A 15,316-nucleotide genomic window follows, 5' to 3' on the forward strand; every position below is an offset into this window, starting at 1 on the left:
GGATGCCGTGTTGCACCGCCGTCCAAGACATGCTGGATGAGCGACCGCCCATATCCGCCAGGCCCTTCGGCTCTCGGAAGAACGAGAAGGGAATTCCCATAAGAAGTACCCGTCCGGCGGATCCCGCCTTGTCGGTGGAGTGAACGACCGGTCTTAAGAGCGCTCTTAAGAGTGCACTTAGGAGCGGTCGATGGGGCAGATCACGGTGTTTTCCGGCCCGGAGCGGCGGCGTCGTTGGAGCGACGAGGAGCGGCTGGATATCCTAAGGGAGGCGTTCGCGCCCGGTGCTCGCGTTGCCGAAGTATGCCGGCGCCATGATATTTCTTCGGCCCTGATCTACACCTGGCGACGTAAACTGCGCGAGGCCCATGCCGAACCGGCTCCTGAAGATTTGCCAGCTCCCGATTTCGCCGCGGCCGTGATGATCGAGGACGCGTGTCAAACGGCATTGGAAGTTGACCCCCTATCGGCGTCCAAAGTTGACCCCCGGATAATGGCAGTTCGGGTTGTCCCGGTAGTCCATAGGAGGGCCCCGCGGACGACGCCGCGCGCCGTCAGGAGCGCTGGCGGCGGCGTCCGTGGGAGGTACCTGTGGGCCCACCGGGTCAACCCGGGGGATGGGGGTCCGGGGGAAGGGGTTAGGCGGCTTCGCGGCTCTTGAAGCGCCAACTCTCATTGCCGGTCTCGACGATGTCGCAATGGTGGGTCAGTCGGTCGAGCAGTGCGGTGGTCATCTTGGCGTCGCCGAACACGCTGGGCCATTCGCCGAACGCAAGGTTGGTGGTGACGATGATCGAGGTCTGCTCATAGAGCCGGCTGACGAGGTGGAACAGGAGCTGGCCACCGGAGAGGGCGAACGGCAGATAGCCGAGCTCATCGAGGATCACGAGATCGAGCCGCGACAGATGGTCGGCGATCCGCCCCGGCTTGCCGGCGCGCGCTTCGGCTTCGAGCCGGTTCACCAGGTCGACGGTATTGTAGAACCGGGCCCTGGCACCGCTGCGCACACAGGCGCAGCCGATCGCGATGGCCAGATGGGTCTTGCCCGTGCCGGTTCCGCCGACCAGGACGGCGTTGCGCTGGCTGGTCAGGAACCCGCCGGTGGCAAGGTCGCGGACCAGGGGCTCGTTGATCGGGGTGGCGGTAAAGTCGAAGCCGGCCAGTTCCTTCGCCAGCGGCAGCTTGGCAATCGTCATCTGATATTTGATCGAGCGGGCCTGCTTTTCGTCGATCTCGGCCTTGAGCAGGTCGCCGATCACGCGCTGGGCGGAGTGCTGCCGCTTCACCGCATCGGCGACGACCTCGTCATAGGCATGGCGCATGCCGGCCAGCTTCAGCGTCGCCATCATGTCCAGGATCTCGTGGCGTTCCATAAGACCTCCTCAGGCTGTCATATCGGGCACAGTCGGCAATAGGTTCATGGGCAAGTCGCAGCCCTTCGGGCGTCGCGATGTTGAGCGGCGCCGGCGGCTGCCGCTGGCGGGTCAGGATGTTGAGTACGACATCGCGGCTGATCGGGCCGCCAAGGAGCGCTTCGGCGCAGGCCGCATCCACGGCGTCCAGCCCGTCGCTCACCACCGCCGCGAGGATGCCGACCATCTGGCGATCGCCATCGGCATGGGCGGCAAGCCGCCGCCGGACCCGCTCGATCGCGGGCGGCAGATCCCATTCCTTGAAGGGGGCACCGTTGCGCAACGCGCCCGGCTTGCGCGCGAGGACGGGCACATAGTGCCACGGATCGTAGATCGTCTGCTCGCGCCCGAACCGCCGAACATGCTCGCCGACGCTCTCGCCGTCCTGGCGGATCACGATGCGGTCGGCATAGGCATGGATCTCGACCGGCCGTCCTGCCGCCTTCGCGTGGACCGAGTATTTATTGTAATCGAACCGGACCAGCAGCGTCTTCGATACCGATGCCGGCAGCGCATGGAAGCCGTCGAACGGCCCGCGATAGGCGATCAATGCCGGGCGGTCCGCCTGCTCGAACACCTCCTGTATCGTCTGCGCCTTGAGCTCGGGATGCGCTGCGCGGCGGGCATAGGCCAGGCAGCGATCCTCCAACCAGGCGTTGAGCTCGCCATAGCTCTTGAACCGCAGCCGGGGCGTGAAGAAGCGCTCCCGCACCAAGCCGACCTGATTCTCGACCTGTCCCTTCTCCCACCCCGACGCCGGCGTGCAGGCCACCGGATCGACCAGATAGTGCGCGCACATCTGCTGGAAGCGGCGATTATATTGGCGCTCGCGGCCGACGAAGATCGCGTCCACCGCCGTCTTCATATTGTCGTAGATGCCGCGCTGGCAGGCCCCGCCAAAGAAGGCGAACGCCTTGTCATGGGCGTCGAAGACCATCTCCTGGCTCTCGCGCGGATAGGCACGCACATAGAACATCCGGCTGTGGCACAGCCGCATGTGCGCGACCTTCACCGTCGTCGGCACACCACCGATGATCGCAACCTCGTGACTCCAGTCGAACTGGTAAGCCTCGCCCGGGTCGAAGCTCAGCGGCACATAGGCCGCGGCCGTCGCTGCCGACCGCCCGCGATGCCAGCCCGCCGCATATCGGCGCACCGCGTCGTAGCCGCCACGATAACCCAGACCCTGCAGCTCCTCGAAGATCCGGATCATCGTCAGCCGCTCGCGCCGCGCCTTGCGCTCGTTCGTTTCCAGCAACCCTTCCAGCTCCGAGGCCCACGGCCCCAGCTTCGGCAACGGCTGCACCGTCCGCTCATAGGCAAATGCCGTCGCGCCCGAACGCAACACCTTGCGCACCGTGTTCCGCGATACGCCGAGATCGCGCACGATCTCCTTGATCGACTTGCCCTTCACGAAAAACTCGCGGCGGATCCGCGCTACCGTCTCCACGATCAGCATCCCCCGCTCGCTCCCGCGCCAAAGCGCGAAAGCCTGAACCGGCCATGTTCAGGGGGTCAATTTTGCACGCCGATCACCCCAGAAACGGGGTCAATATTCCACGCCGATTCACAATGGAGGGCCGAACGCGGCTCCGGACCGTCGAAATTGGCGGCGATACAGAAAACAGCCGCGCGCCACGATCAGCGCAGCGCGCGGCTTTACGCGGCAGGGCGGCCTTGCTGCAGGCGAGGTCTCCCGAAGGTGGCTTGGCAGACCTAGCGTACAGCGCGGTTCTGGTCACCGGCCGTGCCGCTGCATTATTACACGTTTCAAAGGAGCGAGGGATTCAACCATGTTAAAGACTTCGACCCATCAATGGCATGTCTCAATATGAGCCTGTCCTGTTTCTGCCGGAGGTCGATCAGGGCAGTTGACGGGCAGCAGATGTCGAGGCCTTCATTTCGTGTTTGAACAGTCGATGGCAGCGAAATCCGATTGGCCTGAGAAATGGTCTGGAAGCGTGCCAGCGATGTTCAGAAATGCTGCCCCAACGGCGAGCCGCGATTTCAGCCGCCGTTGGGGCGATACCGGGCGAGGCGCTCAAAAATCGATCAGATCAGCGGATCGATCGCCGGAACTGGCCAGCCTCAGCGTAGCTCGGGGTTCGTCGAGCGCGCGCAGCTTTCGCTCGAATTCCTGGGCGAGCTGCCGATGCGCAGCACGTGCTTCCGTGCATTTGGCGGACTCAGCGGCGGCAACTTCCTCTTCATGCCGGCGCTGAAGGTAAGTGCGGTCCCCGAACATTTCAGCGTACTCCAAATGGGCGGACGGCACCGGGGTAACAGGCGCCGCTCGCCGACTCTCCCACGCTCGGAGCAAATATTGATTTGATGGATCGCAGTGCAATGATTTGGGTTAAGCGGGAGCCTTTCAACACGTATCGCTATCAGCGCACGATCTTGCGCCCGACAGCACGTCTCCTCAAACTGGTCATCGTTCGCATTCTGAATGTAGGGCAGCAATCGGGAGCTGGCATTGCCCCCGTTAACGGCGGCAATGTCGGCGAAGGTTGCCGCGACACTCTGGCCAATAGGAACGGACTCCAATTCCGAAATTCAGACTTGAACAGGTGCAGCCGACACTCAAACCACGATCAGATGATTGGGCAATTCGGCGGGGTCCGTGCCCGTGTAGGGAAACTCCTTCGCGAGAATGTCACCAATGGAATCGATGGCGGCGACCATGCCTTCGGTTGCGCGATTAGCGCGCACGGCATCGATCAGCAGGACCATCGCGTCGCCCCAGACGGTCGGCGAAACGCGCTTGTGAACGGCCTCGTCGGCCACGATTTCCGCCCGCCGCTCCGCTAGCGAGAGATACAGCAAGACACCCGTGCGCGACTTCGTGCGGCGTTCCGCTCCGACCTTGAAGAGCGCGATTGCGCGACGGCGTACCCGGCGCGTCCTGATTGCACCCGGCACAAGTGCAAAACGCAAGGGTGTCCGGCGCAAGGCAATCCGCGCCAGCAGATAGATTGCTACGAGCGCCGAGAACAGCAGCAGGAGGAGGCTGCGTCGCGACAAGCCGTCGCTCCAGCCACCGGCGAAGGATTCGGCCAGTCCAATGAAGATGTCCGGACAGATTGCAACGACACCAAGAGCGGTCACCATAAGGACGACGGCCCAATTAGCCGCGACATCATTATAGCTGTCGGATTGTGGTGACAGGATCACCAGTAATTCACCATCGGTACGGGCTTCAGTGGCTTCGATCGCCGCCTTGATCCTTTCATGATCAACGGAGTCGTGTCTCATCACCAGCTCCCCGACGCGCCGCCGCCCCCGAAGGAGCCGCCACCGCCGGAAAAACCTCCACCTCCGGTGAATCCGCCGCCGCCTGTCCCTCCGCCCCACGCCCCCTGCCCCCAGCCGCCCGTACCCGGGCCCCAGACGATGACAGGCGCGCGGCCGCCGCGGTGAACGGCCCCGGCACGCCGATGACGAAACAGGAAAAGCAGCAAGATCACACCGAAGGCGAGCAGGACGAAGAGCTGCCCGGGATCGAAACGGGCTCCCTGCTCCTGCCCGGCCTGGACGATCTGCTGGGCGCGCGCGCGCGCCTGATCGCCCGGCAGCCTCAGTACGTCGACCAGCGCGTCCACGCCGGCTCGAATGCCAGGGCCATACTCGCCCTGCCGAAAATGCGGCAATATGGCATTGCGAATGATGATGCTCGAAAGCGCATCAGTCACGATGGGCGTCAGCCCATAGCCCACCTCGATCCGCACCTTGCGATCCCTGGGCGCCACCAGCAGGAGCACGCCGTCATCGGCCTTGGCCGAACCGATCCCCCAGTTTCGGCCGAGTCGATAGCCATAGTCCTCGATTGCGTAGCCCTTAAGATCGGCAATCGTAACGACAACAAGCTGTCGGCCACTCTGCTTTTCGAGATCGGCGAGCGTCGTGGTGAGGGCGGCTTCCTCCTGGGCGGACAGGATGTTCGCCGCATCCACGACGCGCCCGGACAATGCAGGAAAGGTGTGTGCCGGTGCTGCGGTCGCGGTCAGCAGCAAGGCGAATAGGGCGAAGAACGCTTTCAAAAGGCGACCGATGGCGCCTTGTCGGCACCGCCTGCGGCCTCGAAGGTCACCATGGGTTTGGCGCCGTAGATTGCCTTGGCGCCAATCGCGTCCGGAAAGGTGCGGATCTTCGTGTTATAGTCCTGGACCGCCGCATTATAGTCGCGACGCGCAACCGAAATGCGGTTCTCGGTGCCTTCGATCTGCGCCTGAAGCGTCAGGAAATTCTGGTTGGACTTCAGGTCCGGATAGGCTTCCACCACGGTTCGCAACTGGCCGAGAGCCTGGGTGAGCTGGTTCTGCGCCTCGCCAAACTGCCGAAGGCGTTCAGGATTGGACAGATCGTCGGTCGTAACGTTGATTGCGGTCGCCTTGGCCCGCGCCTCCGTCACCTGCGTCAGCACGGCCTTTTCCTGGGCAGCATAGCCCTTCACCGTGGCGACAAGGTTGGGGATGAGGTCGGCCCGGCGCTGATATTCGTTCTGGACATCTGCCCATCGGGCCTTCGCGGTTTCCTCGGCCGTCGGTATCGAGTTGATACCGCACGAAGCGACCAGCATCAGCGTGGATGCCAATACAACCTTCGCGAGACGGTGTATGCCCATGGGGTTCTCCCGAACAGGTCGCGGCACATGGACTGCCGCGAGATTGCCCCTTGTAACGTTGCAAGGCCTGGTTCGTTGCGCGCCCGTGTCGGACCCGCGTGATGGCGAGCCGGCCTTGCATGCGGCTCAACCAAAGCGCCCATATGTGGACGTGAGCATTCGGGCTCCGGCAGTGCGCTGGATTAGGGCTGAAGCGTCGGCGGCTCCTGCATGCCGTCCACCCGACGCGACGGCAAGGCGCCTCTACGCATCTGAGCGCCTCCCGAAGCCGGTCATCGTTTTCAATCTGAACTTAGGGCAGGTATCAGGCGGCCGAAATCGAGCTCCGGATGTCGGCTATGTCGGCGCCTGCTGACGGGTTGCGCGGCTGCGAAGGGGCATCCTCACTGCGGTACTGCCGCAAAGACATAATCGAAGCCATGGTTCAATCCGCCTTCCCCCTCTACCTTTCCCAGGGCCCGGGCTCGAAGGTCCTCACCCCGGCTGCGAAGGGCTTCAGCGAGCGCGCGATCCGCTAAAGCTACCAAGCGCGAAGCGCACATATCAATCTGGCTGTTCACGAACCGCTCCTTGTAGCGGATCGCGAAGCGTCGGGCGGCGACGATGCGAAAGCCCGCCGCTTCGAGATGATCCGCCACCCACTGGGCCGGATATTCGCGATACGGCCGCTCACCTGAAAGGAGCAGGCAGGCGTCGCGGAATCGCCCAATCTCCCAGACGAGCTTACCCGCAGCCGACTCGGGTTCGATCGTAGCATAGGGTTCAAGGCCGACCACATAGAGGCGGCGGCCCACCAGCTTGCGCAGGCCTTCGAACAGATAGGGCTGATAATAAGGCGCGAATCCTTCGATCGCACCGACGAGATAGTCGGCCAGCACCGTGTCGTAGTGCTCGCCCTCCAGCAATGCCTCGTCCGCCCAGTTCCCGAGGACGATCCGGTCCTGCCTCCGTTGTCGCTTCTCGATCGCGTCGCGCACCTGGATCGCATGCTCCTCCGCGCCGGTCACGGCTGTCCAGCGGTCGGTTTCGAGCGAGGAAACCCAGGAGATGGAGTTGGTGCCGGTACCGGCATCGAGGAAGGAGCCCCAGGGCTGGTTGCCCTGGAGGTCCTCGATGCAGCGAAACAAGCCTGATTCAGTCCGCCGTTCAACGGCGGACGACGGCGCGCGGCTCGTCATCGCCTAGAATTGGGTCCGCAAGCCGACGACCAGATTGCGCCCCCGCAACGGCGAAGCGGTCTTGATGAAGGAGGCGTGGTTGAACGCGAGTTCATTGGTGAGGTTCGTCGCCCGGACGAACAGTTCCGCGTCGGCCTTGGCGCCCAGCCGAAGCTGATAGGCAAAAGTCGCGTTGATCATGTCGTAGCCCGGCGTGCGGGTTTCGAAGGCGGCGATCCGATCCTGCTCGAAAACATGATAATATTCGAGTTCACCAGAGAAGGCACCCCAACGCCCATCGGCCCTCGCGCCCAGGCGTCCCGCCGGAATTCGCGGCAAATTGCCAAGCCCGTTGTCGAGCTTCGCACGAACATAATCGCCGAACGCCGATACCGCGAAGTCAGTCGTCAGCTGATGCCGGATTTCGCCGTCCACACCGGTGAAGCTAGCGTCTGCCGCCGTGTAGCGGATGAGGCGAAAATCCTCATATTGGTCGAGGGTGTCGGCAAAGATGTAGTCGTCGAAATCCTGATGATAGGCGCCGAGCGTGAAGGTCGTCTTGCCCGCGACCTTGCGGAACGTCAGGTCGATGGATTTCCCAGTCTCCTTGCCCAGGGTCGCTGTGCCCAACTCATAGGTGTTGGTCGCAAGATGAATGCCGCGGGCATAAAGTTCCTGTGTGTTGGGCGCGCGCTGGGAGCGCGCGAGCGAGAGCGCCACCGAATAACCGTCACTGATGTCCCAGACAGCAGCGCCAGAGATGGAGAATGGTCGGTGGCTGACCTTACGGCCGAGCGTCGTCTCTATCCTTTGCCATTCCTGCCTGGCAGCCAGTTCAACACGCACCGGCCCGAGTTGGGCTGTTTCCATCAGGAACAGCGCGGTGTTGGTCGTGTCGCTTTCCGGCAGGAAGGCTTCCTCGCCGAGCGCGCTGAAATCGCTCTGCGAATGCTGGACGCCCAGCACCCCGCGCAGGCCTGCAATCGGCTTGTGGGTCAGTTCGAGGCGAATGTCGCGCGCCTTGTTCCTGAAGGTCGTCGCGATCTCGTCGCCCTCGATCTCGTCATGTACATAATCGGTGAAGGCCATGCGGAAGCGGATCTTCTCGAAACCGGGCAGCGGATCGCGATATTCGCTGCGGATATCGAAGCGCTCGCTCCTGAGCTTAACGAACGGCACCTCGTCATGCTCATGATCGTGATCATGGTCATGATCTTCGTCCGCATGGCCATGACCGCCGCAGTGCAGGCTGCTGCCATGCGGGTGGCAGGACTCATAGTCGTGACTGTGCCCCGGCAACCCATATTCGCTGCGCTGACGGGTATAAGCAACGCCGAGATATCCCCCCTCGCCAATCCATGAGCCGCCCGCGCTGAAGGTCGAGGTGTCGTTATAGGAGCCGTCGACGCGCTTCTCGCCGAACCCGCGGGGCACGCGATAATCGTCGCTTGAACGGTGCACGCCTTCGACGCGCACGGCGAACGGGCCGACGCCCGCTGTCAGGCCGCCAACCAGCGAGCGCTCATCGTCCCCGGTGCCGATCCGGCCTTCGGCCACACCGGCGATGCCGCCTTCAGGAAGCGCGGTGGGCACCTTCTCATCGAGCAGGTTGACCGCACCGCCAATCGCGCCGCCGCCATAGAGCAATGCGGCGGGACCACGCAGAACCTCGATTCCCCGCAGCAGAAGCGGCTCGGTCGTCACCGCATGATCGGGCGAAATCACCGACGCGTCCTGGATATTGGCACCGTCCGAGAGCGACTGCACCCGCGGTGCCGTCTGCCCGCGGATGACCGGGCGGCTCGCACCCCCGCCGAAATTGTCGAAGTTGATGCCCGGCTGTCCTGCCAATGTCTCGCCGATCGTGGCTTGGCGGCGATGAACGAGATCGCGTCCCGAAAGCGTGATGACGGGTGTCGCCATTTCGTCCGCATTAAGATCGAGCGGTGCTGCGGTGATCACGATATCGGCTGTGGCGTTGCTGCCGGCCTGTGCCGCGAAGGCGATCTCGGGGGCAAGCGCAGGCAGCGAAGTGGCAGACAACAGGAAGAAACGAATTGTCACGACGGACCCCTTTTCACAACGGAGGGCGTCGCTATAGGAGACGTTATATCATCATGCAACCGGCGGAGATGAACGCTGCGCAACAATCACTTGGGTCGAGGACGCATCCGATCTGTCTTCGCCAACCTTATCGAGGGAACGGCCGCATCGGCGTCGATCCTGTGCCTCCTCCACTGCTTTGCGCTCCCGCTGCTCCTTCTCACCCTTCCCGCTGCGCTGGCCACCTTTGCCCTTTCGGAAGAGGTTCACGTCTTGCTGCTTACGAGCGTGACTCCGTTCGCCCTCGCGGCCTTCTGGATCGGCTACCAGCATCATGGGCACCGCGTTCCGGCAGCTCTCGGTGTAGCTGGCATCGGCTGTCTCGCCGCCGGGATCTCGCCGTTCCCGCCGGCTGTCCAGACATTCCTAACTGTCGTCGGAAGTCTGTTGCTGTTTGCCGGTCATCTGCGAAATTGGAGGCTGCGCGTCCATGCCGCGTGAAGTGCTGCCGATCGATCAAACTGCCAGTCCAGGCCATCACCGCAAGAAGCAGCATCGCACTCCCGCCGCGCTGAACGAACTCGTCATCGCCCTGATGAGCCAGATGCCAGAGCCAGCAACGGCATATGAAATCGCGGCCACGAGCGAGGCGCTAGGGAAGTCGTTGAGCGCCATGCAGGTATATCGCGTCCTCGATCGGCTGATCGCGGAAGGCCGGGTTCGTCGCATCGAATGCCTGTCCGCCTATGTAATAACGGAATGCGAACGGCCGATATTCCTCGTTTGCAAGGCATGTCGTTCGATCGCGGAGCTGCCCGGCGATACCCTCATGCTCGAGCTTGAAGACTTTGCCTCCAAGCTTGGGTTTGCCGAGTCCCGGCCGTTCATTGAGGCAGTCGGAGTTTGCTTCGACTGCACCCAGCGATCAGCGGAAGGCCGGCAAGCGAACGGCGAAGCTCGATGAGCAAGCTGAATGACCGGCAGGTATTGGGGCGACGAATGCGCGGCTTGAACGGCCGGAACGTCGGCGGCCCCCGGCACTATCTTACCCGCACCCAAGCGGCTTGCTCCACGCCTACGCTCACAATCGCACCACTACTACCTAAGATAGTCTGGAGAATAACCTCGATCAGCGCAGAAATGCCGCAGTTCTGCAATGTGGAGGTCGTAAGGGTCGATTTCCGAACGGTATGCCTGTGGCGTTTTCAGTCGCGTCCACATCTTGTTCGGTGACCTGAACAGACCGGGCAAAACAATGCCCGGCGTTGCTTAGGAGGCGTATCATGTTCGACGAAATTGACCGGGCGTATTTCCGGTTGAGGGCCGATGAAGAACGCCGCCGGGCGTCCCAGGCGGCGAACCAGACAGAAGAACGTCGATATGAGAATCGGGCATGCGAGTTTGAAAATCAGGCGGTCAGCCTGGAGTACGCTTCGCCTGGCGCGTCATGAAATCTGCAAAGGCCTGCTGATAATCGAGGTACCAGCGTGAAAGCGCCGGCCGGTTCTCGATTATGTCCTGCATCGCCCGTACGATTGCGATCGCCGACTGGTACATGAACGGCAAGACCGAAATCGATCCGATGATCACCCACGTCATGAGCCCGGAAGAGATCGACAGGGGCTTCGACTTGATGCATGCGGGCGAGAGCGTCCGATCCGTCGTAATGTTCTGATACAACAGGCCAAGGAGAGATATCGGTGTTTTCCCATGTAATGGTCGGCGCGCACGACGTTGACCAGTCGAAGGCCTTTTACGATGCGGTGCTGGGCGCGCTGGGCGCGAAGCCCGGCTTCGCTGACGACAAGGGCCGGGTGATCTACGTGCACGAAAATGCAATGTTCATGATCACCAGTCCGATCAACGGCGAGCCCGCGACTCATGCCAATGGCGGCACGATCGGCTTCGGTGCGATGTCGCCTGAACAGATCGACGCCTGGCACGCCGCCGGCGTCGCCAATGGCGGTACGACCTGCGAGAATGCACCCGGCTATCGCGAGGCGCCGTTCGGCAAATATTATCTCGCTTATCTGCGCGATCCTGCCGGCAACAAGCTCTGCGCCTTGCACCGCCCGGAGCAGTGAGATGCCAAAGCCCCGGCTTTGGCCGGGGCAGTTTTCCATCGGAATGTCATGAGCGGGAATCAATAAGCCAAAACCACTATGGACGTTCAGGCAGATCCTTCGAGAACCCCGATGCTCCGGCACCAACCCTCCTATACCGTCCTCACGGCGCCACTTATAACCCGCCACTCTCAAGAAAATGAATGTAGGGAAGGTTTCGGGGAGCCGAAATCGAGCTCGGAATGACAGCTGTGTCGGCGGCTCCTGACCGTTAAATTTTGGCCGGAGTTGGCGCCCCGGCTTTTATACCGGATCTCCGGAAGTATGCAGCGAGCCGTTGGCACGCGCGTATTACCATCTGCCCAGTGACACACGCCGTGGGGCGCGAGATCCGCCTTCTGAAAATATCGTTGGATATTCGGAAGCCTCGAACCGTTGAGCACCTTCCCAATAAGGAGCGTTCCATGACCGAGACCAGCCACGACATCCGCACGCTCAATTCGCTCATCGCAACAACGATTGACAGCATCAACGGCTATTCCGAAGCCGCCAGCGACACTGAAAGTGGACGTTTCGGCTCCATTTTCTCCAGCCGGGCCACAGAACGCCGCCAGTGCGCCACTGATTTGCAGGCCGAAGTAGTTCGCCTCGGCGGCAACCCGGAGGACGATGGTACCGCGCTGGCAGGAGCGCACCGCGCCTTTCTTAATCTGAAGTCTGCTGTGACGGGCAAGGACGACAAGGCCATCGTCAATGAGGTCGAGCGCGGCGAAGATCACATAAAGGCGAAATTCGAGGATGCGCTTAAGGACGGTCAACTGACGCCTCAAACCCGAGGCGCTATCGAACGGGCCTACGCTTCGGTAAGGCAGGGGCACGACCAGATGCGCGATCTGAAGCACTCACTTGACACGCCGGCCTAGTGCGCTCGCGCGCTGTTCGACCAGGCGTATATTGGGCTCCGGATCCGGCTCGCAGATGCCGGGTCCGGAGCCCGCTTGTGAAAGTCACAACCTTGGTCCGGACGTCCTTGCCTTGATGATCGGGCCGGGAGTCCTCAGCCGGCGATGAAGATAGTTCTCATCGAAGCCGGCGATCTGAACCAGCTTCGCCGGGTCGGTGATGAGAAGGCTGCCGCGCTTAAGCGTCATGGCACCAGCAGATCGAAGCTTCTTCAGGATCCGGTTGAGATGAACCGGGGTCATGCCAAGTGAGTCGGCAAGCAGCGCCTGAGATAGGGGCAATTCCAGTTCGGGATCTACCGTCAGGCCGATATTGCGGGCTCTTAGATAGAGCTCACACATCAGGTGAGCAGCGCGCTCGATGCTCGTGCGGCGCCCCATGCTGGTGATCCAGGCGCGCATGATGCCCTCGTCGATCAGTTGGGCGATATACATGGCGTTTGCGATGCCGCGATGACGGTCCATCAGCGCGTTCATATCGGCGCGCGAGATCGTTGCGACCGAAGCGGGTGCGATCGTCTGGATGCTGTGGTCCATTTCCGCAAGAAGCCCGGTGTGAAGATCGCAGCAATCCCCAGGCATCAGATAGGCCAGCACCTGTCGCGTGCCACTCGGCAGGATTTTGTATCGGCACGCCCAGCCCTCAAGCATAACGAATACCGGCCCGGGTCTATCACCTTCCCGGATCAGATCGTGCCGTGCGGCTATCTTCCGCGGTGCGGCAGTCGCGAAGAGGAGGGCCTGGATTTCCTCCTCATCCAGCGGTGCAAAGCCGCACAGCTTATCGATGAAGCGGTTGGACATATCTCCACCATTTCACGCGAGACCATATTTTAATATTGTTCAAAGTTAATGTCGAAAGTTGATTTGAATGATGGTCGCCGCTCGCATTTCGACTATCATTGCCTGATCGTCGGCACGTTTCAGGCTCCGGCGGCTGGGAGACGTGGTGCGCTCTCGCCTCCTGCGGAGTGCGCGTGGTGGATGAAACCCTCAACGACAATGAAGCGGCCCGCCCCCGGGAAAACCGAGCTGAACCGGATGCGCATGGTCAGGCGGCGATGCTGCTGGTCGAGAGCCTGATCCATGGCCTGCTCGCGCGTTCGATTATCAGCGTAGCTGACGCGGTTGAGATTGTGGACATAGCGGCCGAGGTCAAAGCGGAGATCGCTGCCGATCTCGGTGACTCGCCTTCGACCATGAGACGGTCGCTTGCGATGCTCGACGCGGTCAGCGCCAGCCTGAAGCTGGATCTTCCGCGTAGCTGACAGCCACACCCGCCATTATTGATCAATGTGAATGAAAGCGCGATCGCCGTGCCGCATAGCGGCCTGTGCGTGGGGCTGTCGGCGGGCGGCGTCCAATGCCTACCGGGAGCCGCCCGCCGAATGGAAGGAATTCGAAATGCCCGCCGACCGCGATTATCTGCTGCGTCGGATCGAACAGGAAGCCGATGCCGCCGAAGCAGCGAATTGTCCGGGAGCCCGGACCGCACTCCAACAACTCGGCATCGCATTTGAACGCCGGCTCAGGACATTGAGAGGACGAGCGGCTTCTCGCGATGATTTCGTCAGTGCAAAGCTGTGGCGGGTTCGCGCATGATGCAACGCGCCGGGCGCGATTGATCGCTCAAGTCACAGGAATTTGCCTCACTAGATATCGGCGCTGAGGCAGGATGGCCGCGGCACTCCGCTATCCGTGTTCCTGCTTATCACGTCGGCTGGTGCTTGACGGGGCCGGGACTTCTGCGCCTCCCAGCGCGTTATTCCTGATGAGGCGCCCGCGCCATCGTCGCCATCATACCATCCGGCGGGCAGTCAAGGACCACCCATGTCGAACTTTGCCGAACAGTCGGAGGCCATGAAGGCCGGAGAGGTTCCGCCTTCCGCAACGCGTGACAGTCTCGAACGCCGTGTGTTTCGCATCTGTACCGTCGTTATCGCAACCTGTGCGGCCACCTACGTGGTGTGGATGCTGATAGACCTCTTGTTGTTGCTGTTCGCTTGCGCGCTGGTTTCGCTGATCCTGCTGACCCTGACCCATGCGCTCCGGCGACGGTGCAATCTGCCCTTCGCCATAGCCCTTGGCCTGGTCGTGCTGGCGATAATTGGTCTTCTCGGGGCGGCCGTCACCTTCTTTGGAGCGACAATACAGGGAGAATTCGCGGAACTTGCGAACCGCCTGCCGGATGCGTGGGCCAGCGTGCAGCAAAGGATGCAGATGTCGCCTCTCGGAGCTGCTGTCCTCCTGAAAGCGCAGGAGCTGGCACCCAGTGGGCAGGCCATTGTCAACCTTGCGACGACCGCACTCGCCGCTGTCGGCGGAGCGCTGTCGGGGCTGGCTATCGTCCTTGTTGGTGGCTTGTATCTTGCCGCGCAGCCAACGCTCTACTCCATCGGACTGCTCCGCATGATTCCCGCTCGTGCGCGTGGGCCTGCAGCGGAGACCCTCGATGCGGTTGCCATATCGCTGCGCAACTGGCTCAAGGGACAAGCGCTGGGCATGCTCTTCGTCGGGGTCGCGACCGGAACAGGCTTGTGGTTTGTCGGAGTGCCGGCAGCATGGGCTATCGGACTGGTGGCGGGCCTGGCTGAGTTTGTTCCATACGCAGGCATCTTTCTTGCTGCAATTCCGGCTGTCGTGCTCGGCTTTGGCCAAGGCACCAGTACCGGGCTCTGGACAATGGGCGTGTTGATCGCGGTCCAGCAGTTGCAAGGCAATCTGGTCATGCCTGTCCTCCAGAACCGGATGGTCGACTTGCCCCCGGCAATCACAATCTTTGGCATCATCGCATCGGGCATCCTGTTCGGGGTGCCGGGCGTTCTTCTCGCCACGCCGCTGACGATCGTAGTGCTCGTTCTCATCCGTCGCCTCTACCTCCATGAGGACAAGCAGGAGGTGTTGGCGAGCGGGGACAATCCGCCTGGCTGGTCATCCGGTGCGGCCTGAAGGCTGCTCGATGGCAATCCAAAAATCGGGCTCAATGGTATCTGCGCGGCTGATGCCCGTTCATGGTTAGACGAACCGTATACAAGAGGCGGAGGAGTGCTAATCT

18 protein-coding genes and 1 pseudogene are annotated in these 15,316 nt (G+C 62.0%); 10 read left to right on the forward strand and 9 right to left on the reverse strand.

Annotated features, from left to right (window positions below; all coding sequences use genetic code 11):
- The first annotated feature begins 190 nt into the window (after positions 1-190).
- Positions 191-661, forward strand: coding sequence for a transposase (locus tag ACFB49_RS16430; protein WP_380872336.1), 471 nt, complete (start codon positions 191-193; stop codon positions 659-661).
- Here ACFB49_RS16430 and istB read toward each other — a convergent pair.
- The 8 genes from istB to ACFB49_RS16470 all read right to left on the reverse strand — a co-directional run bounded on the left by istB (position 639) and on the right by ACFB49_RS16470 (position 9,257).
- Positions 639-1,373, reverse strand: coding sequence for an IS21-like element helper ATPase IstB (istB, locus tag ACFB49_RS16435; RefSeq protein ID WP_380871756.1), 735 nt, complete (start codon positions 1,371-1,373; stop codon positions 639-641). The genes ACFB49_RS16430 and istB overlap by 23 nt on opposite strands.
- Complete coding sequence (gene istA / locus ACFB49_RS16440; protein WP_380871757.1) at positions 1,306-2,871, reverse strand: IS21 family transposase; 1,566 nt, start codon at positions 2,869-2,871, stop codon at positions 1,306-1,308. The genes istB and istA overlap by 68 nt, the downstream gene beginning before the upstream one ends.
- Positions 2,872-3,453: 582 nt before the next feature.
- Positions 3,454-3,657, reverse strand: coding sequence for a hypothetical protein (locus ACFB49_RS16445; RefSeq protein ID WP_380872337.1), 204 nt, complete (start codon positions 3,655-3,657; stop codon positions 3,454-3,456).
- 338 nt (positions 3,658-3,995) lie between these two features.
- Positions 3,996-4,667 carry a TPM domain-containing protein gene (locus tag ACFB49_RS16450; protein WP_380872338.1) on the reverse strand — a complete coding sequence of 224 codons (672 nt, stop codon included), beginning with the start codon at positions 4,665-4,667 and terminating at the stop codon, positions 3,996-3,998.
- Complete coding sequence (locus tag ACFB49_RS16455) at positions 4,667-5,452, reverse strand: TPM domain-containing protein (RefSeq protein WP_380872339.1); 786 nt, start codon at positions 5,450-5,452, stop codon at positions 4,667-4,669. Before ACFB49_RS16455 ends, ACFB49_RS16450 begins: the two co-directional genes overlap by 1 nt.
- Positions 5,449-6,036, reverse strand: coding sequence for a LemA family protein (locus tag ACFB49_RS16460; protein ID WP_380872340.1), 588 nt, complete (start codon positions 6,034-6,036; stop codon positions 5,449-5,451). Before ACFB49_RS16460 ends, ACFB49_RS16455 begins: the two co-directional genes overlap by 4 nt.
- 383 nt (positions 6,037-6,419) lie before the next feature.
- Complete coding sequence (locus tag ACFB49_RS16465; protein WP_380872341.1) at positions 6,420-7,163, reverse strand: hypothetical protein; 744 nt, start codon at positions 7,161-7,163, stop codon at positions 6,420-6,422.
- Between the two features lie 54 nt (positions 7,164-7,217).
- Positions 7,218-9,257 carry a TonB-dependent receptor domain-containing protein gene (locus ACFB49_RS16470; protein WP_380872342.1) on the reverse strand — a complete coding sequence of 680 codons (2,040 nt, stop codon included), beginning with the start codon at positions 9,255-9,257 and terminating at the stop codon, positions 7,218-7,220.
- Between the two features lie 90 nt (positions 9,258-9,347).
- On the opposite strand from ACFB49_RS16470, the gene ACFB49_RS16475 reads away from it, so the two are divergent.
- From ACFB49_RS16475 to ACFB49_RS16500, 6 genes and pseudogenes are all read left to right on the forward strand, one after another.
- Positions 9,348-9,737, forward strand: a complete 390-nt coding sequence (locus ACFB49_RS16475; RefSeq protein WP_380872343.1) for a MerC domain-containing protein — start codon at positions 9,348-9,350, stop codon at positions 9,735-9,737.
- On the forward strand, positions 9,727-10,200 hold the full coding sequence (locus ACFB49_RS16480; RefSeq protein ID WP_380872344.1) for a Fur family transcriptional regulator: 474 nt from the start codon (positions 9,727-9,729) through the stop codon (positions 10,198-10,200). The genes ACFB49_RS16475 and ACFB49_RS16480 overlap by 11 nt, the downstream gene beginning before the upstream one ends.
- Before the next feature lie 319 nt (positions 10,201-10,519).
- Positions 10,520-10,687, forward strand: a complete 168-nt coding sequence (locus ACFB49_RS16485) for a hypothetical protein (protein ID WP_380872345.1) — start codon at positions 10,520-10,522, stop codon at positions 10,685-10,687.
- Between the two features lie 89 nt (positions 10,688-10,776).
- Positions 10,777-10,911, forward strand: a pseudogene (locus ACFB49_RS16490) (S-(hydroxymethyl)glutathione dehydrogenase); the annotation flags it as partial.
- Between the two features lie 25 nt (positions 10,912-10,936).
- Entirely contained in the window at positions 10,937-11,320 is a 384-nt protein-coding gene (locus ACFB49_RS16495; protein ID WP_380872347.1) for a VOC family protein, read from the forward strand.
- A 443-nt stretch (positions 11,321-11,763) separates the two neighbouring features.
- Positions 11,764-12,222: a PA2169 family four-helix-bundle protein gene (locus ACFB49_RS16500; protein WP_380872349.1), complete on the forward strand. Its 459-nt coding sequence runs from the start codon at positions 11,764-11,766 to the stop codon at positions 12,220-12,222.
- A gap of 84 nt (positions 12,223-12,306) precedes the next feature.
- Here the strand turns inward: ACFB49_RS16500 and ACFB49_RS16505 are convergent, their stop codons facing one another.
- The gene (locus ACFB49_RS16505) at positions 12,307-13,065 is read right to left on the reverse strand and encodes a Crp/Fnr family transcriptional regulator (RefSeq protein WP_380872351.1); all 759 of its coding nucleotides are present in this window, start codon (positions 13,063-13,065) and stop codon (positions 12,307-12,309) included.
- A 176-nt stretch (positions 13,066-13,241) separates the two neighbouring features.
- Between ACFB49_RS16505 and ACFB49_RS16510 the strand changes: the two genes are divergently transcribed.
- The 3 genes from ACFB49_RS16510 (at position 13,242) to ACFB49_RS16520 (ending at position 15,210) form a co-directional block, all read left to right on the forward strand.
- Positions 13,242-13,529, forward strand: a complete 288-nt coding sequence (locus ACFB49_RS16510) for a hypothetical protein (RefSeq protein WP_380872353.1) — start codon at positions 13,242-13,244, stop codon at positions 13,527-13,529.
- A 136-nt stretch (positions 13,530-13,665) separates the two neighbouring features.
- A complete protein-coding gene (locus ACFB49_RS16515) occupies positions 13,666-13,863 on the forward strand; it encodes a hypothetical protein (protein WP_380872355.1) in 198 nt (65 codons plus the stop codon).
- Between the two features lie 228 nt (positions 13,864-14,091).
- Positions 14,092-15,210: an AI-2E family transporter gene (locus ACFB49_RS16520; RefSeq protein WP_380872356.1), complete on the forward strand. Its 1,119-nt coding sequence runs from the start codon at positions 14,092-14,094 to the stop codon at positions 15,208-15,210.
- Positions 15,211-15,316: the final 106 nt, after the last annotated feature.

Source organism: Sphingomonas sp. DBB INV C78 (assembly GCF_042693015.1).
In the GTDB taxonomy this organism is placed as follows: domain Bacteria; phylum Pseudomonadota; class Alphaproteobacteria; order Sphingomonadales; family Sphingomonadaceae; genus Sphingomonas_E.